Genomic DNA, 19,273 nt, shown 5'->3' with positions numbered 1-19,273 from the left:
GGGTGCGGCCAACCTTCGCGCATGCGAAAAGGCGGCATGGAGAAGGTCGATCTCGCCCTGTGTCTCGCCGTGGATGCGTCTTCCTCGGTCGACTACGACGAGTTCGGTCTCATGCTCGGCGGCACCGCGGCCGCGCTGCGGGACGACTCGGTGGTCGCCGCGATCGCCGCCGGCCCGCGCGGGGCGATCGCCGCCTGCCTGATGATGTGGTCCGGGACCGGCGCGCAGGAGGTCGCGGTGCCCTGGACGCGCCTCGACGGCGCCGAGGCGGCGGCCGCCTTCGCCGCCGCGGTCGAGAACGCCCCGCGCCTGGTCCCCGCCGGCGCCACCGCCCTGGGGGAGGGGCTGGCCGCGGCGCTCGCGCTGCTCGCCGCCTGCCCGGCGGAGGCGACGCGGCTCGTCGTCGATGTCTCGGGCGACGGGCGGCACAATCAGGGGCGGCCGCCCGGTCCCGTGCGCGACATCGGGGTCGCGGCCGGGGTCACCATCAACGGGCTCGCCGTGCTGAACGAGGAGCCGGACCTGCTCGACCACTACCAGGCGGAGGTGATCGGCGGGCCCGGCGCCTTCGCCATGCACACCCCCGACTACGCGGCCTTCGCTGAGGCGATGCGCGAGAAGCTGCTGCGCGAGATCACGCCGCGACCCCTGGTCGCCTGACGCGACAGCGTCCTCATGCCGCCAGCGCCGCGACGGCGTGGCCGATGCGGGCGGCGAGGGTCTCGCTCACGGGCGTCATCGGCAGCCGGACCTCGGGACTGGCGATCAGGCCCTCCCGCCACAGCCAGTGCTTGATCGGCGCCGGGCTGGGTTCGGCGAAGAGCAGCGGCGGCAGGTCGCAGATCGCGCGCCAGGCGACGAGCGCCCCCGCCGCATCGCCGGCCCGCACCAGGTCGCGCATCGCGGCGAAGTCCCGCGTGCGGATATGCGCCGAGGCCGTGATGCCGCCCTCGGCACCCTGGGTCAGCATCGGGTGGAAGAAGGCGTCCTCGCCGGTCAGCACGACGAAGTCGGCGGGCTTGCGGCGCAGCAGGTCGCAGGACTGCGCCATGTCGGCCGAGCAATCCTTCACGCCCGCGATGTTCGGCAGCGCCGCGAGCTCGAGCATCGCCGCATTGCCGAGGTTCACGCCGGTCCGATAGGGGATGTTGTAGATCAGGATGGGCCGCGCCGTGCTGGCGGCGAGCACCGTGAAGTGGCGCACCATCCCGTCCTGCGAAGGCCGGCTGTAGTAGGGGCAGGCGATCAGGTAGCCATCGACTGGCCAGGCGGCCGTGTCCACGAGCGCCTTCGCCATCTTGCGCGTGTCGCTGCCCGAGATGCCGAGGAAGACGGGCAGGCGACGGCCGGCTGCCGCCAGCGCCTCCGCGACCACGGCGACGAGGCGTTCGGTCTCCGCCTCGTCGAGGGTCAGGCCCTCGCCGGTCGTGGCGGCCAGGATCAGGCCGTCGATCGGCTGCGCCGCATAGTGCCGGGTGAGCCGCCGCAACGATGCCTCGTCGAGCGCGCCGTCGCGGAACGGCGTGACGAGCGGCAGCCAGAGGCCGCCAAGGTCGGGGTGAGGGGTCTGCATCCTGGTTCGTCTCCTGATGGTGCCGGAGACGAGGCCTGAAGGTGACCCCGTCCAAACCGGCGGGGTCCAACCTGATCCTGAGGCGCTGTGGCTATTGCGCGCGCAGGTCCGTTGTGCCCCTCGCGGGGCACTTCTTCGACGACGCGGGCTTGCGGCGGCTCGGGATCACGACAGCACCATCCGCTGGTCCCGGCGACGCCGTCAAGCCGGCCGCGCCGTGGCGCAGCGAGAGGAAACGCGTCTCCAGTTGCCGCGGCACTTGCCATTTCCTTTCGGCCGTGGCCTAGCTGGCGGCGCATCAAGAGTTGGGCCGGCGCCCAACGCCAACCTGCCTTCCCGGGCAAGGTGGCGCCTCCGCAAGGGGGGATGCGGCCGCTCCGGCAACCAAACGGGAAGCGCCGCTGCGTCGGTTCGGCTCCAGTGAGGAGATGGACCGATGTTCGACCTGGCACCCGCCCCCGATCTCGCGCTGCTGCTCGCCCCGGGCGACGAGGCGCGTTTCGTCGCGCTCTGCCGCTGGACCACGCGGCTCGGGCGGGCCGAGACGTCCTGGCTCTATGTCGTGCTGCACCGCGGCCATGGCGGCTGGACCCATGCCTACCGCGTGGTGCCGGACCGGCGGCCGGGTCACCTTGCCGTGTATCTCGAGCGCGCGGAACGCGGCGACCGGCGGGAGGCGCTGGCCGCCTGGCTGCGGGACCGTGCTGCCGAGGCCGACGACCGGCGCTGACCGCCTTGCGCGCCGACGGACGCAGGGGCAGAACATTGCGATGCTCCTCCTCATCCCCGGCCCCGTTCAGACCCGTCCCGAGGTCAAGGCGGCCATGGCCCAGGACATCGCCCCCTGGGACCGCGACTTCCAGAAGGTCTATGCGCGCGTCCGCGAGCGCATCGTCGGCGTCGCCGGCGGCACGCCTGGCGTGCACGCCACCCTGCCGATCCAGGGTGCCGGCCACTTCGTGACCGAGGCCGCGATCCGCACCTTCGTCGCCCCTGGCGCGAAAGTGCTGATGCCGATGAACGGCGCCTACGCGACGCGCATGGCGCGCCTGGCGCGCGAGGCCGGGCGGGTGGTGGTCGAACTGCCGCTGACGGACACCCGCGGCGCCACCGCCGCCGACATCCTGCCCGCGCTCGAGGCCGACCCCGAGATCGGCACCGTCGCCATGGTGTTCAACGAGACCGGGTCGGGCATCGTCAACGACGCCGCGGGCATCGGCGACGCGCTGCGGGCGCGGGGCACGCGGCTGATCCTCGACGCCGTCTCGGCCTTCGGGGTCCTGCCGTTCCCGCTGGCCGAGCATCCGGAATGCGACGCGCTGGTCTTCACCTCCGGCAAGTGCCTCGAAGGCATGCCCGGGATGGGCTTCGCGGTGGCGCGCATCGACCGCGCCGAGGCCTGCGCCGGCAATGCCGGGTCCTGGTCCTTCGACCTGTCGGACGTGCTGGCCCATGCGCGGCGGTCGGGCTGGGGGTCGATCCGCTTCACCCCGCCGGTTCAGGCGATCGCCGCCTTCGACGTGGCGCTCGACCTGTATGAGGCCGAGGGCGCGGCCGCGCGGCGCGCGCGCTACCAGGCGAACACGGATATCCTCTACGACGGGATCGTGGCGCTGGGGCTGAGGCCGTATCTCGCGCGGGAGCACCAGGGGCCAGTGATCGTGACCATCCACCAGCCCGCCGATCCGCGCTTCGACCTGATGAATTTCGTCGAGGCGCTGAAGCGTCGCGGCGTGCTGATCAGCAACTTCTACAACACCGCCGCGCCCACCATGCGGATCGGCGCCATCGGCGCCATCACGCCCGAGGACATGCGCCGGGCCGTCGCCGCGATCGGCGCGGCGCTGGACGAGGTGCTGCCGAAGGCGGCCTGAGGCAGCCCAGTGCGCGGCACCGGCCCGCTCCCCCACCCGGCCACCCATCCAGGATACTGACGTGGGTGGCCGGGTGGGGGAGCGGGCTGGTGCCGCGCACACATCAACGCGCCTTGTGCGCCTCGATGAAGGCCTCGAGCGCCAGGCGGAACTCGGTCGTCGGATGCGCCTGGCAATAGGCGATCAGCCAGGCGACCGTCTGCTCCTCATCGGTGTTGCGCAGCGGGTCGAGGTCCTCGCTGAAGCGCGCCGCGCCGCTCAAGTAGCCGAGTGCCCAACCGATGGTGGAGCGGTAGGTCTCCCGCTTCTGGACGGCGAACATCCCGCCCGCGGCGGCGCGGAGCTCGTTCCAGGCGCCGCAGGGCATCGCCGCCCCACTGCCGCGCAGGATGAAGTCGCGCCCACCGCTCTGGGCCCAGGCCGGGGCCAGGACCGCACCACCCAGCAACAGCGCCAAGACGACTACGCGCATCCTCGCCCTCCGGCCGGCAGCGGCGCGCCCGCGGCGCGCCGCACCATCCATGCCATGCAGGGCGCGCGTGTGGCGAGCGCCTTTCGCGGCGCCGGCTATTCGGGGCGGATGTTGGCCGCCTGGACCACGCGCTTCCAGCGCTCGATCTCGGCGCGCTGGAAGCGGCCGTAGTCATCGGCGCTGCCGGCGACGACGGTGAATCCGATCTGCTCCAGCCGCTGGACGCTTTCGGGATGCTTCAGCGCGGCGGTCGCCTCGGCGTTCAGGCGGGCCAGGATGGGCGCGGGCACCCCGGCGGGCGCCATGGCGGCCTGCCAGGAGGTCACCTCGAAATCCGCCAGCCCGCCTTCGATCGCCGTCGGCACGTTGGGCAGGATGGGGTGGCGGCTGCGGGAGGTGACGGCGATCGCCTTCAGCCGCCCGCCCTGGATGTGCCCCGCGACCGTGCCGAGGTTCTGGAAGGACAGCTGGACATTGCCCGCGATCAGGTCCGTCGCCGCCGCCGCGCCGCCGCCATAGGGGACGTGGGTCGGGTCGGTGCCGGTCTCCTGCTTGAACAGCTCCATCGTCAGGTGGTCCGAGGAGCCGACGCCCGAGGTGGAATAGGAGGTCTTGCCCGCATTGGCCTTCAGCCAGGCGACGAGTTCGGGCAGCGTGTTCGCCGGCACGCGCTGCGGATTGACCACCAGCACGTTGGGCGTCGTGACGGCGAGCGTGATCGGCGCGAAGTCGCGCACCGGGTCGTAGCCGAGGTTCGGCCGCAGCGCGGCGTTGATGGCGAAGACGCCGATCGACCCGACCAGCAGCGTGTGCCCGTCCGGGGCCGAGCGCGCCACCGCCCGCGCCGCGACTTCCCCATTGGCCCCGGGGCGGTTCTCGGCGACCACGGGCTGGCCGACGGTCATCGCCATGCGTGTGGCGATGATCCGCGCGACGATGTCCGACGGCCCGCCTGCGACGAACGGCACGAGGACGGTGACGGCACGGCTGGGCCAGGCATCCTGCGCGCGCAGCGGCGCGGCAAGCATGGCGAGCGGCGCTGCGGCGAGCAGCGTGCGGCGACGTATCAAGGGTTTCCTCCCGGTCTTGGCGCGGCGGATCATAGGCAGCGCGCCGAACGCCGCGAAGCCCGCTCGCGCGGGCTTCGGGTGATGCGGGGGGAATGAGGAGGAGAGAGGCGACGGGGCCCGGGGGAGCCCCGCCGTCACGCGTCAGAAGCGATAGCGGACGCCGACGCCGAAGATCCACGGGTCGAGGTTCGCGGTAGCGCCGATGCGCCCGACCGAGGTGTCGACTTCGACATCCGGGCGCAGGTAGATCCACTTCACGTCGAAGTTCAGCAGCCAGTTCGGCGCCAGTTCCACGTCGAGGCCGGCATTCAGTGCGAGGCCCCACGCATTGTCGACCCGGGTGCGCAGCACCGGCGCGGAATAACCGCCGCCTTCGTTGTAGAACATCGTCCAGTTCACGCCGACGCCGACATAGGGGCTGAACTGCGAGGTCGGCAGCGGGTGGTACTGGAAGGTCAGGGTCGGCGGCAGCGCCCAGACATGGCCGAGATCGACGGTGCCGATCGCGCTGTTCTTGACCTCGAGGTCATGGCGGGTGGTCGCAGCGATCAGGTTCACCGCGAAGTTCGGGGTGAAGAAGTAGGTGAAGTCGAGCTGCGGGGTGACGGCGACGGAAGCACTCGGGGTGCCGCCGATCACGTCGACGCTGCCGCCGTCCATCGGCACCACGGTGATGACGCTGGCGCCGATCATGAAGTCGCCGGCCTGCTTGCCGCGCGTGGCGGAGGCCTGCTGCGCCAGGGCCGGCTGGGCGAGAAGACCGAGCGCGGCGGCGCCGGCGAGGAGGAGGGTCTTGCGGATCATGGTTCGGAGTCGTCCCTGGTTTTGCCCGGTGACGCTCGATACGGCGGTGCAGCAGACGCTTCTTTGACCTGCCGCAAGCGCGCGATTGACGTGGGACAGGGTTGCAAGCGTGCCACACTCCCCGTAAGCGGCGATGATCCGGGTTAGGGGGAAACGGGATGGCGACCGACCTCGAGATCGCACGTGCTGCCACGCTCAGGCCGATCCGCGAGATCGCGGAAAAGGCGGGCATTCCCGACGACGCGCTGGAGCCCTACGGCAAGTACAAGGCCAAGGTCGGGCTCGACTTCATCGCCGCGCAGCGCGACCGGCCTGACGGCGCGCTGGTCCTCGTCACCGGCATCAGCCCGACGCCCGCCGGCGAGGGAAAGACGACCACCACGGTCGGGCTTGGCGATGCGCTGAACGCGCTCGGCACGCGCACCATGATCTGCCTGCGCGAACCCTCGCTCGGCCCCTGCTTCGGCGTGAAGGGCGGCGCGACGGGCGGCGGCTACGCCCAGGTGCTGCCGATGGAGGACATCAACCTCCACTTCACCGGCGACTTCCACGCCATCACCAGCGCGAACAACCTGCTGGCGGCGATGATGGACAACCACATCTACTGGGGGAACGAGCGCGGGTTGGATGCGCGCCGCATCTCCTGGCGCCGCGCGCTCGACATGAACGACCGCGCGCTGCGCGGCATCGTCTCCTCGCTCGGCGGCGTGGCGAACGGCTTCCCGCGCGAGGACGGCTTCGACATCACCGTCGCCTCCGAGGTCATGGCGGTGTTCTGCCTGTCGAAGGACCTCAACGACCTGCAGGCGCGGCTAGGCCGGATGATCGTCGGCCAGACGCGCGAGGGGAAGAACGTCACCGCGAAGGACCTCAAGGCCGACGGCGCCATGGCGGTGCTGCTGCGCGACGCCTTCGCGCCGAACCTGGTCCAGACCATCGAGGGCTCGCCCGCGCTGGTGCATGGCGGGCCCTTCGCCAACATCGCGCATGGCTGCAACTCGGTGATGGCGACGCGGCTCGGGCTCAAGCTCGCCGACGTGGTGGTGACGGAAGCGGGCTTCGGCGCCGACCTCGGCGCGGAGAAGTTCCTCGACATCAAGTGCCGCCAGTCGGGGCTGAAACCGTCCGCCTGCGTCGTCGTCGCGACGGTGCGCGCGCTCAAGATGCATGGCGGCGTCGCCAAGGCCGACCTCGGCCGCGAGGACGTGGCCGCGGTGAAGCGCGGCGTCGTCAACCTGGCACGCCATGTCGAGAATGTCGGCAAGTTCGGCCTGCCGGTCGTGGTCGGCCTCAACCGCTTCACCAGCGACACCGAGGCCGAGATCGCCGCCGTGCAGGAGGCGATGCGCGCCCTCGGCACCGAGGCGATCCTCTGCACCCATTGGGGCGACGGGGCGAAGGGTGCGCTCGACCTCGCGCGCGCGGTGCAGGGGCTGATCGCCTCGGGCCGCGCGGATTTCGCGCCGCTCTACACCGACCACGTCTCGCTCGCCGGCAAGATCGAGACGATCGCGCGGGAGATCTACCGCGCATCCTCCGTCTCCATCCCCGCGCCCGTCGCGGCGAAGCTGAAGCGCTTCGAGGAGGACGGCTACCGCGACCTGCCGGTCTGCATCGCCAAGACGCAGTATTCCTTCAGCGCGGACCCGACGGCGCTCGGCGCGCCGACCGGCCATGTGCTGCCGGTCCGCGAGGTGCGGCTGTCCGCCGGCGCCGGCTTCGTGGTGGCGATCTGCGGGGACATCATGACCATGCCCGGCCTGCCGCGGCGGCCCGCGGCGGAAGGGATCATGCTGGACGGCGAGGGTCGGATCGAAGGGCTCTTTTAGTTCGCCTCAGGCGCCGGCGCCCGCATCCGCGGGCTTGGCTTGCGCGCCATGCACTGGTGCGCCTGCGGCGGCTGGCGGTCTGGGCGCGGTCGCGCGTTCGCGCTCCCGGATCGCGGCACGCCGCGATCCGCATCTGATGTGGGGGCATCGCCGCCTCAGCGGCGCGCTTCTTCCACGCCGTCGCGGATGAACAGCGCCAGCGCGCGGGCCAGGCAGTCGTTCAGTCGGTCGGCCTCGGCCGCGCGGCGGTCGCGCGGGGAGCGTTCCACGTCGACCGTCCCGGCCTCGGCCCAGGCACGCATGATGTCGTAGCGGGGGAAATACCCGGCGCCCGCCGTCGCCGCGGTGATCCGCAGCGCGTCGCGATAGGGATCGACATCGGCATTGGCGCGCAGGAAGCGGCTGAACTGCAGGCCCATCAGCACGGCATCGATGCCGCGGGCCGACAGGCGCTCAAGGCCCTGGCCCACCGCGGCGACCAGGTCGTCCATCGGCAGGCCGCGCACCGCCTCGGTCGCGCCGACCTGCCAGATCACCAGGTCGTAGCGGCCGCCGCGCAGCGCCGCCTCGATCATCGCCCATTGCTCGGCCGCGGTGGCGCCACGGCGGCCCAGCACCTCGAAGCGCAGGTCGAGGTCCGGGCGGCGCTCGCGCAGCAGCGCCTCGAGCCGCACGGGCCAGGCGGCGGCGGGATTGCTGACCCCGGCCCCGGTGACCGAGGCCGACCCGACCGCGAGGATGGCAAGCCGACCGGTCGCGATGCCCGTCGCGGTGGCCCGCAGCGGGGGCGACTGCAGCAGCTCCGTCGGCGCGCCGCAGCCCGGCGCCGCCGTCGACGCCAGGGCCGGCAGCGCGAGGATCAGCCCGGTCAGCAGGGCGAGGGCGCGGAGCATGTGGACCTAACCGTTATCGGCCGCCCGGGCGGCCTGCAAGGGCTTGTTCCCGGACTGCCGCGGCGCCCGCTTCTCCGCCCCGTACCAGGCGGTCAGCGCGGCCAGCCCGACCAGCGCCGCCGCGCCCAGCAGGTTGACGGCCACCTGCACCCACCAGCCCTCGGCGAGTTCCAGCGCCACGCGGCCGAGGAAGGACAGCGCGATGCCCGCGCAGAACACCGGCAGCGCCTGCTGGCCCAGCAGCGCGAACACCAGCGCTGGTCCCCGCCGCAGCCAGCCTGCATCGCGCCGCACGCCATGCGCGATGAGGTAGGTCAGCGCCAGCATGGTCAGCAGCCGCAGCGGGTGCAGCGAGGCCTTGTCGATCGCCGCGAGGAAGGGCGCGAAGGCCGGCAGCCGCGCCTCGGTGAAGTCCCATTTGAAGAAGATCAGCACCGTCATCGCGGCGCCTGCCATCAGCAGCAGCAGGCACAGCGCGCCCGCCCAGGGTCGCCAGGGCACGCTGATCGGCGCCCCGCCCGGCGGGCTGTAGCCGATCGCGCAGCCGATGAAGAACAGCAGCTGCCAGGCGAGCGGATTGAAGAACCAATCCTCGCCCCGCCAGGAGGGCAGGGTGATGTCGAAGACCCGTGCGGCGAGCCACACCGCCGTCGACACCCCCAGCATCAGCCACGGCTTGCGGATCAGGGGCATCACCGCCGCGAACATCGCCAGCACCACGATGTAGAGCGGCAGGATGTTGAGGAAGGAGGGCTGGTAGCGGAGCAGCAGCGCCTCGAACAGCGCGCGATAGGGGTCCGAGGCGAAGGGATCGAGATGGAGCTCGTCGAGATAGACCGCGGAATCGATCCCGGCCGCCGACAGCCCCACCTGCGCGGTGAACACCACGAACAGGAAGATGTGCGCCACATACAGCGTGAACACGCGCCCCATGACGCGCGAGGCGGCGAAGAACCACCCCTGCCGGTCCATCACGCGACCGTAGGACAGCCCCGCCGCGTAGCCGGCGAGCAGCACGAAGGCCTCGGTCGCGTCCGACAGCGTGTAGTTGCGCGGAGTCAGGAACCCCATGACGTTGCCGGGCGTGTGGTTCACGAAGATCGCCCACAGCGCGAAGCCGCGGACGACATCCACCCGCAGGTCCCGGTCGAGGCGAATGAGCGAACGCATCGGGCGATCAACACCCGCCACGCCCCGCCGGGCAAGCCCGCAGATGTGACGCTACGTCACACGAGGCTGCGAGCGATCGCCTCCACCTCCTGCCCCGCAACGCTGCCGGGATGCCGCGTCAGCAGCGGCGCCTGGTGGCGGATGGCATCGCGCACCTTGGGGTCGCGCCGCACGATGCCCGCGAGCGGCACCTCCCGCCGCAGGAAGGTCGCCGCCGCGCGGGCCAGCGCCTGGTGCGTCCGCTGTCCCGCCGCCGCGTCGGTCGCGAGGTTGACGACGATACGCGCGTCGCCCGCCGGCCGGTCGGCCGCGTGCAGCTTCAGCACGGCATAGGCGTCGGTCAGCGAGGTCGGCTCCTCGGTGGCGAGGACGAGCAGCGTGTCGGCGGCGGCGGCCAGGCGCCGCTGCGGTGCCTCGATGCCGGCGCCGAGGTCCACCACCACCCGGTCCCAGCGCGTCGAGGCCCGCGCCACCGCGGCGAGAACCGCCGCGAGCCCCTGGCCTTCCAGCGCCGCCAGCGCCCCCGACCCCGACCGACCGGCGAGGATGTCGATCCCCGCGGCCTCGTGATGCGTCGCGGCGTCCTCGGGCGGCAGGGCGCCGGCGATCACCGCCGACAGGTCGCGCGCTGGCTGGAAGCCCAGTTGCACGTCGACATTGGCGAGGCCGAGATCGGCATCGACGAGCAGCACCCGCAGCCCCCGCCGCGCGAAGGCCTGGGAGAGGGTGATGGCGAACCAGGTCTTGCCGACGCCCCCCTTGCCCGAGGCGATGGCGAGGATGCGGCCCGGGCGGGGCGCGGCGGCGTGGGCGGCGCTCGGCATCAGGCGGCCTCCTGCGGGGGGGTGGTGCCGCGGCGAGGTGCCGCGGCAAGGCGCGCGGCGAGGCGCGCGGGGGTGAGGGGTTCGAGGCCGTCCACCACCTCGGGGCCGATCCCGGCCTCGGTCAGCATCAGCGGGCCGGCCTGGGCGGCGGCGAGCACCGCCCCGAGCCGCCGGGCGGAATCGAGCCGCGTCGGCACCAGGTGCCGCGCGCCGAGGGCGGCGAAGGCGCGGGCGAGGTCGGCGGCCTCGGCGGCATCGAGGCCCGCGGGCAGCACGACGACCATCTCCGCCCCCGCGATCGTGGCCAGCGCCCGCAGCGCGACCGCCTGGGGCGGGTCGAAGGGATCGCAGCCGGCGGTGTCCACCAGCACGGGCTGGCCGCCCGCGCGCCGGGCCAGCGCCTTGCCCAGCGTCGCGGCCGAGGGCGCGACCGCGAGCGTCAGTCCCAGCACGCCGGTGAAGGCCGCGAGCTGGGCCGCCGCCCCGGCGCGCTGGCCGTCCGTGGTGACCACGGCCGGTGCGCCGCCGCGCAGCACGCAGCGCGCGGCGATCTTGGCGCAGGTCAGCGTCTTTCCGGCACCCGGCGGGCCGACGAACATCAGCGGGCGGTCCCGCGCCTCGGGCAGCGGGCCGAAGCCGAGGGCGGCGCCGAGCGCATCCTCCATCCGCCCCCCGCCGAGCGCCGCCGCCAGCGGATGCGGCACGTTGTGGAAGCCGAGCACGCCGGCCGCGGCCGGCACCGGGGGCGCGGCGGCGGGGGCGGGCGGGATCAGCAGCGGCTCCTCGGGCTCGAGCGCGGCCGTCACCTCCACCCCGCCGGCGACGCGGCACGATCCGAGGATCACCGCCTCCGCCCCGAGTTCCTCGCGCAGCAGCGCCATCGCGTCCGCCATGCGGGGCGCACGGTAGACCTTCAGCCGCATCAGACGGCCCCCACGGTGCGGATGCGCGCGCGCGGATGGATCTCGGTATGCGCGAGCACGGCGGTGGAGGGGCGGAAGCGTTCGACGATGGCACGCACATGCGGGCGGATGGCGCCGGAGCAGACCAGCGCGGGCTGCTCGCCGGCGGCATTCGCGGCGTCGAAGGCCTCCTTTACCCGCTGCATGAATTCCGACAGCCGGGACGGCGCCATGGCGAGCTGGCGTTCCTCCGGCGGGCCGATCAGCGCCTCGGTGAAGGCGACTTCCCAGTCGGCGGAGAGGGTGACCATCGGCACATAGCCCTGTGGCCCGCGCGCCGCGTCCGAGAGCTGCCGCGCCAGCCGCGCGCGCACGATGGCGAGGATTGCCGGCACGCTGCGCGCATTCGCCGCCGCGGCTTCCTGGATGCCCTCGAGGATGGTCGGCAGGTCGCGGATCGAAACGCGTTCGGCGAGCAGCGCTTGCAGCACGCGCTGGACGCCGCCGACGCCGATCTGGTTCGGCACCAGGTCGTTCACCAGCTTGCGCTGCTCCTGCGGCAACTCGTCGAGCAGCTTCTGCGTCTCGGCGAAGGAGAGCAGCTCGGCCATGTTCTCCCGCACCAGCTCGGTCAGGTGCGTCGCGACCACACCGGCGGCATCGACCACGGTGCAGCCGCGCGCGAGCGCATCCTCCCGCCGCGCTTCCTCGATCCAGAGGGCGGGCAGGCCGAAGGTGGGTTCGAGGCAGCGCTCGCCCGGCAAATCCGGCACGCCGCCGGCGGGGTCGATGGCGAGCAGCAGCGGCGGGCGCAGCTGACCGCGTCCGGCCTCGATCTCCTTCACGCGGATGGCATAGGTGTCGGGTGCCAGCGAGAGGTTGTCCTGGATGCGGACGGAGGGCAGGACGAAGCCCATCTCCTGCGCGATGGTCCGGCGCAGGCCCTTGATCTGCTCGGTCAGGCGCGGGGCCTCCCCGGCAGCGAGCGAGAGCAGCCCGTAGCCAAGCTCGAGCCGCAGCAGGTCCATCCGCAGCGTGTCGGCGATCGGTGCCTCCGCGCTCGCGGAGGCCGGCGCCAACGCATCCGGTTCCGGCGCGGATGCGCGGCGGTGCAGCGCCCAGGCCGCCGAGCCCGCCACACCTGCCAGCGCCATGAAGGGCAGCAGCGGCATCCCCGGCATCAGCGCCATGACGCCGGCCGCACCGGCCGCGATGGCGAGCGGCTTCGGGTTCCCGCCGAGCTGCCCGACCAGCACCTCGTCGGCGCGCCCGTCGGTGCTGCCCTTGGTCACGACGATGCCGGCGGCGACCGAGACGAGCAGTGCGGGGATCTGGCTGACCAGCCCGTCGCCGACGGTCAGCATGGAGAAGGCCTGCGCGGCATCCGCGAAGCCCATGCCGTGCCGTGCGATGCCGATCGCCATGCCGCCGATCAGGTTGATGCCGGTGATGAGCAGCCCCGCGATCGCATCCCCGCGCACGAATTTCGCGGCACCATCCATGGCGCCGTAGAAGCCGGTCTCCTCCTCAAGTTCCCGGCGGCGGCGGCGGGCTTCGTGTTCGTCGATCAGCCCGGCGCTGAGGTCGGCGTCGATCGCCATCTGCTTGCCGGGCAAGGCATCGAGGCTGAAGCGGGCCGCGACCTCCGCGATGCGGCCCGAGCCCTTGGTGATGACCATGAAGTTCACCACCAGCAGTATCGCGAAGACGATCAGCCCGACGAGGACGTCGCCGCCCATCAGGAAGCCACCGAAGGCCGAGACGACATGCCCCGCCGCCTGCGGTCCCTCATGCCCGTGCGTGAGGATGGTGCGCGTCGTCGCGACATTGAGCGAGAGCCGCAGCAGCGTGGTCAGCAGCAGCAGCGTCGGGAAGGAGGTGAAGTCGAGCGGCCGTTGCAGGAACAGCGCGACCATCAGCACCAGCACCGAGACGGTGATCGACACGGCGAGTCCTGCGTCGAGCAGCGCCACCGGCAGCGGCACCACCAGCACGGTGAGCAGCCCGACCACGCCGAGCGCCAGCGCGACGTCGTTGCCGGGCTGGGCCTTGCGCAGCCAGACGGGAAGGGCGATCGCCGCCACGTGCTATCCCGCGACCGCGCCGTAGGGCGGCTGGCCCGGGACGGGCGGCACGCTGACGCCCGCCGCGCGGTATTCGTGCAGCTTGTTCCGCAGCGTGCGGATGGAGATGCCGAGCATCTCCGCCGCCCGTGTCCGGTTGCCGAGGCAGTGCGACAAGGTCTCGATGATCAGGTCGCGCTCCACCTCCTCGACACGGCGGCCGACCAGGGCGGCGACCGGTGGCGGCGCCGCGACGGCGACCGGCGCCGCGACCGCCGTGACCGCAACGGGTTCCGGCGATGGCGGCGCGGTTTCGAGCAGGTCGATCGCCTCCGCCCCGATCGCATGGCCTTCCGCCAGCAGCACCGCCCGGTGCAGCGTGTTCTCCAACTCGCGCACATTGCCCGGCCAGGCATGGGTCAGCAGCACGCGCTCCGCCTCCGGCGAGAGCCCGCGTTCCGGCAGTCCGTTCGCCCGCGCATAGCGCCGCGCGAAATGCCGCGCGAGGGGCAGGATGTCCCCCTGTCGTTCGCGCAGCGCCGGGATGCGCAGCCGCACCACGGCGAGGCGGAAATACAGGTCCTCCCGGAACCGCCCCTTCGCCACCTCGGTCGCCAGGTCGCGATGGGTCGCGGCGAGGATGCGGACATCCACCTTCACCGGCGCCGAGCCGCCCAACCGATCGATCTCGCGTTCCTGGATGGCGCGCAGGATCTTGGCCTGCAGGCGCGGGTCCATCTCGCCGATCTCGTCGAGCAGCAGCGTGCCGCCCTCGGCCTGCTCGAACTTGCCCTTGCGCGCGGCGACGGCGCCGGAGAAGGCGCCCTTCTCATGGCCGAAGAGCTCGCTTTCCAGCAGCGCTTCCGGCAGGGCGGCGCAGTTCAGCGCGACGAAGGGCCCGCGCGCGCGGCGGGAAGCGGCGTGGATATGGCGTGCCAGCACCTCCTTGCCTGTGCCGCTTTCTCCCGTGATCAGCACCGAGGCATCGGCGCGCGCGACCTGCTCGGCGCGCGCGATCAGCCCGGCCATCGCCGCATCCTGCACCACCGGCCGATCGGGATCGGCCGCGACCGCCTGCAGCATGGCGGCGATCAGATCGGCTTCCGGCGGCAGGGGCAGGAAATCCTTGGCGCCGGCGCGGATGGCGCGCACCGCGGCCTCCGCATCGTCGGGCCGGCCGCAGGCGACGACGGGGCAGGCAATGCGTTCCTCGGCCAGTTGCGCGACCAGCCATCCCACATCGTGCACCACGTCGCAGAGCACCAGGTCCGCACCCTGCGCGCGCAGGCGCTCGATGCCGGCCGCGACGCCCTCAGCCGCCGCGAGCCTTGCCCCGCGCGCCACCGCGATGCGCGCCGCCGCGCCGAGTTCCGCTTCGAGGGATCCGATGATGAGGATGCGCGCCATCCTCAGACGCCCCGGTCGGACTTCACGATCTCGGTCATGGTGACGCCGAGGCGGTTGTCGTCGACCATCACCACCTCCCCGCGCGCGACGAGGCGGTTGTTGACGTAGATGTCCACCGCCTCGCCGAGCTTGCGGTCGAGCTCCACCACCGCGCCGCGCCCGAGCTTCAGCAACTGCGACACCTGCATCGTCGCGCGTCCGAGCACGGCGCTGATCTGCACCGGGATGTCGTAGACCGCCTCGAGCTCCCGCGCGGGCGCGCTGGCGGCCTGCTTGGCTTCCTCGGAGGCGGCGGAGAGCGGTTCGAAACTGCCCGACATGCGTCAGCCCTCCAGGCCGAGACCGGCCTCCTGCAGGATGCGGCGGATCTCCTGGCGGCGCTGCGCGAGCTCGAAGGCTGCCCCACCGGCCCGCCATTCGGCGCGCGCATCGCCGGGCGCGATGGCGTCGTCCTCCTCGACCGTGATGCCGTCGGGGGCGAGCAGGGCGGCTGTCCCGGCGCCGAGGCCCGGCGCGACGAAGAGCCGCGCCTCGGCCTCGCTGCGCAGCAGCGGCGCGAGCCGCCGCGCGAAGGCGGCGGCGAGCGGCGCCGCATTGGCCTCCGCCAACCCAGGCAAGGCCGCATCCAGCACCGCGAGCGCGACGCGTGCGAGGCCCGCCGCGACGGCCTCCGCCGCCGCCGCCGCGGCGTCCCGACCGTCGCGCATCGCATCGGCGGCCGCGAGCGCGGCGCGGGCGGCGAGTGCCCCGCGATCCTCCGCCGCCGCGCGCAACGCCTCCGCACGGCCTTCCTCGCGCCCGGCGGCGCGGGCCTCGGCGAGCAATCCCGGCAGGGGATCGTGGGTGGGCAGGGCAGGGGGGACGGGCGCCGCCGCTTCCCGCCGCGCGGGGTCGAGCGCGGCGATCAGGAAGGTCGGCGTGAAGCCGTCCTGCGCGATGTCCCGCGCGATGGGGGCGAAGCCGTCGGCCATGTCAGTACACCATCTCGTCCTCGCGCCCGTCCTGCAGCTGGATCTGGCCCTGCGCGGCCAGGTCCTTCGCCTGCAGCACGATGGCGCCTTGCGCCTCGTCGACGTCGCGCAGCTTGACCGGGCCGAGATTGGCCAGGTCCTCCTTCAGCATCTTCGCCGCGCGCTCGCTCATGTTCTTGATGAACATGTCGCGCAGCGAGTCCGACGCGCCCTTCAGCGCCAGCACGAGCTGGTCCTTGGGCACCGCGCGCATCAGCACCTGCACCCCCGCACCGTCGAGGCGCGAGAGGTCGTCGAAGGTGAACATCAGCCCGCGGATGCGCTCGGCCGCATCGCGGTTGCGTTCCTCGAGCGCGGCGAGGATTCGGCTCTCGGATTGGCGATCGAGGTTGTTGAAGATCTCGGCCATCATCTCATGCGCGTCGCGCCGCTGCGCGCGGGCGAGGTTCGACATGAACTCGGCCTTGAGCGTCTTCTCGACGCCGTCCAGCGCCTCCTTCTGGACGGTCTCCATGCGCAGCATCCGCATGACGACCTCCATCGCGAAGCCTTCCGGCAGCAGGGACAGCACGCGCGCCGCGTGGTCCGGCTTCACCTTGGACAGCACCACCGCGACCGTCTGCGGGTATTCGTTCTTGAGGTAGTTCGCGAGCACCGCCTCGTTCACGTTGCCGAGCTTGTCCCACATGGTCCGGCCAGCGGGACCGCGGATCTCCTCCATGATCTGCGCGACCCGCTCGCGCGGCAGCGTCTTGAGCAGCATGCGCTCCGTGGTTTCCCAGGATCCGACGAGGTTGCCCGTCTGGCCGAGATTGTCGGAGAACTCCCGGCACAGCTCCTCCACAGCATTCGCCGGCACGGTGCCGAGGCTCGCCATGGCGGCCGAGATGTCGCGGATCTCGTCCTCGTGCATCTTGGAGAAGAGCCGCGCGGCGTGCTCCTCCCCGATCGCCAGCATGAAGGTCGCCGCCTTCTGGGTGCCGGTCAGCGTCGCGGGCATGGGTCAGGCTCCTTCCGGCGTCATCCAGCGCCGCACGACGGTGAGGGATTCATCCGGATGCCGCTCCACAAGGTCCTGCATCCGGGTGATGGAGGAGGCACGCATCTGCCCCTCCACCATGCCCAGGCTGACCATGGCCTCGCTGCCCTCGAGCGCCGGCGTCTCGCCCGCCGCGCCCGGCAGCGCCCCTGCGGCAGCGGCGGCGCCGGGCAGGGCGGCCACGCCGGCTGCGGCCCCGGCGATCGCGGGCGGCGGCGCGAGCGACGCGACGATCCGCCCCACCGCCGGGCGCCCGACCAGCAGGATCGCGACCAGGGCGACCAGGGCGAAGATCGCGCTTTCCACCAGCCGCGCGATGGTCGTGCTGCTGAATGACAGGTCGAACAGCCCCGGCCCCTCGGCGCCACCGGCTGGCGGTTCGGCGAAGCGCATGGACACGACCTCGACGCGATCGCCCCGCCGCTCGTCGAAGCCGACCGCGCTGCGCACCAGCGTCGCGATGCGCGTGATCTCCTCCGGCGTGCGTTCGCGGAAGGTGGGCGTGCCGCCCGCCTGCGGCTCCCACACCCCGTCCACCAGCACTGCGACGGACTGGCGCCGCACCACCGGGTGTTCGCGCAGCGTGTTGCGCGTCGTGCGGCCGATCTCGAAGTTGGTCGTCTCCTCCTGCCGGCTTTCCTGGGAACCGCCGCCTCCGCCGGCGGGATCGGTGCCGGGGACGTTGTTCTGCACCGTGGTCGGCTGGGGTTCGGCGCCTCGGCTATTCTCCTGCACGCTCTGCTGGCTGCGCGGCACCTGGTTGTCGGGGTCGAAGCGTTCCTCGGTGGTCTGCACGCGGTCGAAATCCATCTCGACCGTCGCCTCGGCGCGCACGCGCCCGGCGCCGAGGCTGCGTTCGAGCATCTCCTCCACCGCGCGCGCGATGCGCAGTTCCTGGGCGCGGCGCACTTCCTCCTGCGAGGTCGCCAACCCCGGCCCGGCCAGCGCCTGCCCCCCGCGCGCGAGCAGCGCGCCCCGGCTGTCGACGATGGAGACGTTCTGCGGCCGCAACCCTGGGACCGCGGTCGCGACCAGGTGCAGCACCGCCTGCACGCCCTCCCGGTCCAGCCGCTGCGCGCCCGCCATGGTCAGCACGACGGAGGCCTGCGCCTCCCCGCGGTCGCGGGAGAAGGCCTCGCGCCGCGGCAGCACCAGGTGGACCCGCGCCGCGCGCACGCCGGCGAGCCCCGCGATCGAGCGCGCCAACTCGCCCTCCAGCGCGCGCAGCCGGTTCACGTCCTGCTGGAACGGCGTGGTGGTGAGGCTTTCGCCGCGGTCGAATATCTCGTAGCCAACCGACCCGCCGCGCGGCAGGCCCTCGCGCGCCAGCGTCAGCCGAAGGCGCGGCACGTCGCCCTCGGGGGCCAGGATGCGGGTGCCGCCGGCCTCGATCCGATGGGGCACCCGCGCGCGTTCCAGCGCCGCGACGACCTGCCCCGCATCGCGCGGGTCGAGATCCGCATAGAGCAGCGCCATGGATGGCTGCCCCGCCCGCAGCACGAACCAGCCGAGCAGCCCGAGCACCGCGATCGCAGCGCCCCCCAGCGCCGCCAGCCTGACCGCCCCGAGCGCGCGCAGTTGCGCGAGAACCGCGTTCATCGCCCCCCTGCCTGCCCCATCCGATCCATGCCCAGGCGGCCCCCTGCCGCCGCCGGCAGTCTTTGCCGCACCGCGGTTGCGGCGCCGTTAACGCGCGCGGCGGGGAATCAATTGCCGGGCAGCAGGCGGCGCAGGCTGTCGAAGCCGACGTTCATCCCGCCCATCGACAGCGTCATTTCGTTGTTCACCCGCTCGGCGCCCGTGATGGTGCCGGCCACCGTGAAGGTGATCGGCGCCTCCTCCCCGTTCGCGCCGCGGCCGGTGACCTGCACGCGATAGGCGCCGTCCGCCAGCGTGCGGCCCGAACTGTCCTTCCCGTTCCAGGTCCAGCTCGTCGCCCCGGTGCCGAGCGTGACCGTCTCCGACCGGACCGCCCGGCCGGTGCCGTCCAGGACGCGCACCTGCGCCGTGCGGGCGGTGCCGGCTGCGGGCAGGCGCAGCTCCGCCTGGCCGTTCTGCAGGGTGAGGCTGTCGCTCGTGACTTCCGCGCGCTGGCCGATCAGCGGGGCGGCGGCGGTCACCTGGCTCGCCTGCTGCATCGAGATCAGCCGCTCGAGGTTCTGGTTCATCGCGATCTGCTGCTCGACCGAGGCGAACTGCACGAGCTGGTTCGTCATCTGATTGGTGTCGAGCGGATCGGTCGGGCTCTGGTTCTGCAACTGCGTCGTGAGCAGGGTGAGGAAGGTGTTGAAGTCCCCGGTCAGCCGCGTGTTGGCGGTGGCGGCGTTGGCCGCCGTGGCGGTGGTGGACGAGGTGACGGTTCCGGACATGGGGCCTCCTGGT

Annotated in this window: 19 protein-coding genes and 1 riboswitch; of the genes, 4 read left to right on the top strand and 15 right to left on the bottom strand. The window is 72.6% G+C overall.

Going from position 1 to position 19,273, the window contains the following annotated elements; all coding sequences use genetic code 11:
* Positions 1-36: 36 nt before the first annotated feature.
* A complete protein-coding gene (locus GWK15_RS03960) occupies positions 37-660 on the top strand; it encodes a DUF1194 domain-containing protein (RefSeq protein ID WP_168039254.1) in 624 nt (207 codons plus the stop codon).
* A gap of 13 nt (positions 661-673) precedes the next feature.
* Here the strand turns inward: GWK15_RS03960 and dapA are convergent, their stop codons facing one another.
* Complete coding sequence (gene dapA / locus GWK15_RS03955; RefSeq protein WP_168039252.1) at positions 674-1,573, bottom strand: 4-hydroxy-tetrahydrodipicolinate synthase; 900 nt, start codon at positions 1,571-1,573, stop codon at positions 674-676.
* A gap of 290 nt (positions 1,574-1,863) precedes the next feature.
* Positions 1,864-1,971, top strand: a riboswitch (SAM-I-IV-variant riboswitch).
* Between the two features lie 38 nt (positions 1,972-2,009).
* Between dapA and GWK15_RS03950 the strand changes: the two genes are divergently transcribed.
* Both GWK15_RS03950 and GWK15_RS03945 read left to right on the top strand, forming a co-directional pair.
* Positions 2,010-2,303: a hypothetical protein gene (locus tag GWK15_RS03950; RefSeq protein ID WP_168039250.1), complete on the top strand. Its 294-nt coding sequence runs from the start codon at positions 2,010-2,012 to the stop codon at positions 2,301-2,303.
* A 40-nt stretch (positions 2,304-2,343) separates the two neighbouring features.
* Positions 2,344-3,447, top strand: a complete 1,104-nt coding sequence (locus GWK15_RS03945; protein ID WP_168039248.1) for a 2-aminoethylphosphonate--pyruvate transaminase — start codon at positions 2,344-2,346, stop codon at positions 3,445-3,447.
* A 103-nt stretch (positions 3,448-3,550) separates the two neighbouring features.
* On the opposite strand, the gene GWK15_RS03940 is transcribed toward GWK15_RS03945, so the two are convergent.
* From GWK15_RS03940 to GWK15_RS03930, 3 genes are all read right to left on the bottom strand, one after another.
* Positions 3,551-3,919: a hypothetical protein gene (locus tag GWK15_RS03940; protein WP_168039246.1), complete on the bottom strand. Its 369-nt coding sequence runs from the start codon at positions 3,917-3,919 to the stop codon at positions 3,551-3,553.
* A gap of 95 nt (positions 3,920-4,014) precedes the next feature.
* Entirely contained in the window at positions 4,015-4,989 is a 975-nt protein-coding gene (locus GWK15_RS03935; RefSeq protein ID WP_245211394.1) for a Bug family tripartite tricarboxylate transporter substrate binding protein, read from the bottom strand.
* A 141-nt stretch (positions 4,990-5,130) separates the two neighbouring features.
* Positions 5,131-5,793: an OmpW/AlkL family protein gene (locus GWK15_RS03930; RefSeq protein ID WP_168039242.1), complete on the bottom strand. Its 663-nt coding sequence runs from the start codon at positions 5,791-5,793 to the stop codon at positions 5,131-5,133.
* Between the two features lie 158 nt (positions 5,794-5,951).
* On the opposite strand from GWK15_RS03930, the gene GWK15_RS03925 reads away from it, so the two are divergent.
* A complete protein-coding gene (locus GWK15_RS03925; protein WP_168039240.1) occupies positions 5,952-7,622 on the top strand; it encodes a formate--tetrahydrofolate ligase in 1,671 nt (556 codons plus the stop codon).
* Positions 7,623-7,777: 155 nt separating this feature from the next.
* Here the strand turns inward: GWK15_RS03925 and GWK15_RS03920 are convergent, their stop codons facing one another.
* The 11 genes from GWK15_RS03920 to GWK15_RS03870 all read right to left on the bottom strand — a co-directional run bounded on the left by GWK15_RS03920 (position 7,778) and on the right by GWK15_RS03870 (position 19,260).
* A complete protein-coding gene (locus GWK15_RS03920) occupies positions 7,778-8,515 on the bottom strand; it encodes an SGNH/GDSL hydrolase family protein (protein ID WP_168039238.1) in 738 nt (245 codons plus the stop codon).
* Between the two features lie 6 nt (positions 8,516-8,521).
* Positions 8,522-9,685 (bottom strand): OpgC family protein, encoded by a 1,164-nt coding sequence (locus GWK15_RS03915; protein WP_168039235.1) that lies wholly within the window; start codon positions 9,683-9,685, stop codon positions 8,522-8,524.
* A 56-nt stretch (positions 9,686-9,741) separates the two neighbouring features.
* Entirely contained in the window at positions 9,742-10,509 is a 768-nt protein-coding gene (locus tag GWK15_RS03910) for a nucleotide-binding protein (protein ID WP_168039233.1), read from the bottom strand.
* Positions 10,509-11,432, bottom strand: coding sequence for a flagellar biosynthesis protein FlhF (locus GWK15_RS03905; RefSeq protein WP_168039231.1), 924 nt, complete (start codon positions 11,430-11,432; stop codon positions 10,509-10,511). The genes GWK15_RS03910 and GWK15_RS03905 overlap by 1 nt, the downstream gene beginning before the upstream one ends.
* On the bottom strand, positions 11,432-13,495 hold the full coding sequence (gene flhA / locus GWK15_RS03900; RefSeq protein WP_168039229.1) for a flagellar biosynthesis protein FlhA: 2,064 nt from the start codon (positions 13,493-13,495) through the stop codon (positions 11,432-11,434). Before flhA ends, GWK15_RS03905 begins: the two co-directional genes overlap by 1 nt.
* Positions 13,496-13,498: 3 nt before the next feature.
* The gene (locus GWK15_RS03895; protein ID WP_168039227.1) at positions 13,499-14,881 is read right to left on the bottom strand and encodes a sigma-54 dependent transcriptional regulator; all 1,383 of its coding nucleotides are present in this window, start codon (positions 14,879-14,881) and stop codon (positions 13,499-13,501) included.
* A gap of 2 nt (positions 14,882-14,883) precedes the next feature.
* Complete coding sequence (gene fliN / locus GWK15_RS03890; RefSeq protein ID WP_245211393.1) at positions 14,884-15,201, bottom strand: flagellar motor switch protein FliN; 318 nt, start codon at positions 15,199-15,201, stop codon at positions 14,884-14,886.
* A 3-nt stretch (positions 15,202-15,204) separates the two neighbouring features.
* Entirely contained in the window at positions 15,205-15,852 is a 648-nt protein-coding gene (locus GWK15_RS03885) for a FliH/SctL family protein (protein WP_168039225.1), read from the bottom strand.
* A 1-nt stretch (position 15,853) separates the two neighbouring features.
* Positions 15,854-16,852, bottom strand: a complete 999-nt coding sequence (gene fliG / locus GWK15_RS03880; RefSeq protein ID WP_168039223.1) for a flagellar motor switch protein FliG — start codon at positions 16,850-16,852, stop codon at positions 15,854-15,856.
* Between the two features lie 3 nt (positions 16,853-16,855).
* Positions 16,856-18,490: a flagellar basal-body MS-ring/collar protein FliF gene (fliF, locus tag GWK15_RS03875; RefSeq protein WP_168039221.1), complete on the bottom strand. Its 1,635-nt coding sequence runs from the start codon at positions 18,488-18,490 to the stop codon at positions 16,856-16,858.
* A gap of 107 nt (positions 18,491-18,597) precedes the next feature.
* Complete coding sequence (locus GWK15_RS03870; RefSeq protein ID WP_168039219.1) at positions 18,598-19,260, bottom strand: flagellar hook assembly protein FlgD; 663 nt, start codon at positions 19,258-19,260, stop codon at positions 18,598-18,600.
* Positions 19,261-19,273 lie beyond the last annotated feature (13 nt).

The organism is Neoroseomonas oryzicola, assembly GCF_012163135.1.
Lineage (GTDB): Bacteria > Pseudomonadota > Alphaproteobacteria > Acetobacterales > Acetobacteraceae > Neoroseomonas > Neoroseomonas oryzicola.
Note: the sequence above shows the minus strand (reverse complement) of the source record. Positions and strands in the feature narration are given on the sequence as shown.

What these genes read in the sequence shown, in the direction of transcription:
- GWK15_RS03960 (WP_168039254.1), top strand. Translation starts at nt 37, where the DNA reads ATGGAGAAGGTCGATCTCGCCCTGTGTCTCGCCGTGGATGCGTCTTCC.
- dapA (WP_168039252.1), bottom strand. Translation starts at nt 1,573, where the DNA reads ATGCAGACCCCTCACCCCGACCTTGGCGGCCTCTGGCTGCCGCTCGTC.
- GWK15_RS03950 (WP_168039250.1), top strand. Translation starts at nt 2,010, where the DNA reads ATGTTCGACCTGGCACCCGCCCCCGATCTCGCGCTGCTGCTCGCCCCG.
- GWK15_RS03945 (WP_168039248.1), top strand. Translation starts at nt 2,344, where the DNA reads ATGCTCCTCCTCATCCCCGGCCCCGTTCAGACCCGTCCCGAGGTCAAG.
- GWK15_RS03940 (WP_168039246.1), bottom strand. Translation starts at nt 3,919, where the DNA reads ATGCGCGTAGTCGTCTTGGCGCTGTTGCTGGGTGGTGCGGTCCTGGCC.
- GWK15_RS03930 (WP_168039242.1), bottom strand. Translation starts at nt 5,793, where the DNA reads ATGATCCGCAAGACCCTCCTCCTCGCCGGCGCCGCCGCGCTCGGTCTT.
- GWK15_RS03925 (WP_168039240.1), top strand. Translation starts at nt 5,952, where the DNA reads ATGGCGACCGACCTCGAGATCGCACGTGCTGCCACGCTCAGGCCGATC.
- GWK15_RS03920 (WP_168039238.1), bottom strand. Translation starts at nt 8,515, where the DNA reads ATGCTCCGCGCCCTCGCCCTGCTGACCGGGCTGATCCTCGCGCTGCCG.
- GWK15_RS03915 (WP_168039235.1), bottom strand. Translation starts at nt 9,685, where the DNA reads ATGCGTTCGCTCATTCGCCTCGACCGGGACCTGCGGGTGGATGTCGTC.
- GWK15_RS03910 (WP_168039233.1), bottom strand. Translation starts at nt 10,509, where the DNA reads ATGCCGAGCGCCGCCCACGCCGCCGCGCCCCGCCCGGGCCGCATCCTC.
- GWK15_RS03905 (WP_168039231.1), bottom strand. Translation starts at nt 11,432, where the DNA reads ATGCGGCTGAAGGTCTACCGTGCGCCCCGCATGGCGGACGCGATGGCG.
- GWK15_RS03895 (WP_168039227.1), bottom strand. Translation starts at nt 14,881, where the DNA reads ATGGCGCGCATCCTCATCATCGGATCCCTCGAAGCGGAACTCGGCGCG.
- fliN (WP_245211393.1), bottom strand. Translation starts at nt 15,201, where the DNA reads ATGTCGGGCAGTTTCGAACCGCTCTCCGCCGCCTCCGAGGAAGCCAAG.
- GWK15_RS03885 (WP_168039225.1), bottom strand. Translation starts at nt 15,852, where the DNA reads ATGGCCGACGGCTTCGCCCCCATCGCGCGGGACATCGCGCAGGACGGC.
- fliG (WP_168039223.1), bottom strand. Translation starts at nt 16,852, where the DNA reads ATGCCCGCGACGCTGACCGGCACCCAGAAGGCGGCGACCTTCATGCTG.
- fliF (WP_168039221.1), bottom strand. Translation starts at nt 18,490, where the DNA reads ATGAACGCGGTTCTCGCGCAACTGCGCGCGCTCGGGGCGGTCAGGCTG.
- GWK15_RS03870 (WP_168039219.1), bottom strand. Translation starts at nt 19,260, where the DNA reads ATGTCCGGAACCGTCACCTCGTCCACCACCGCCACGGCGGCCAACGCC.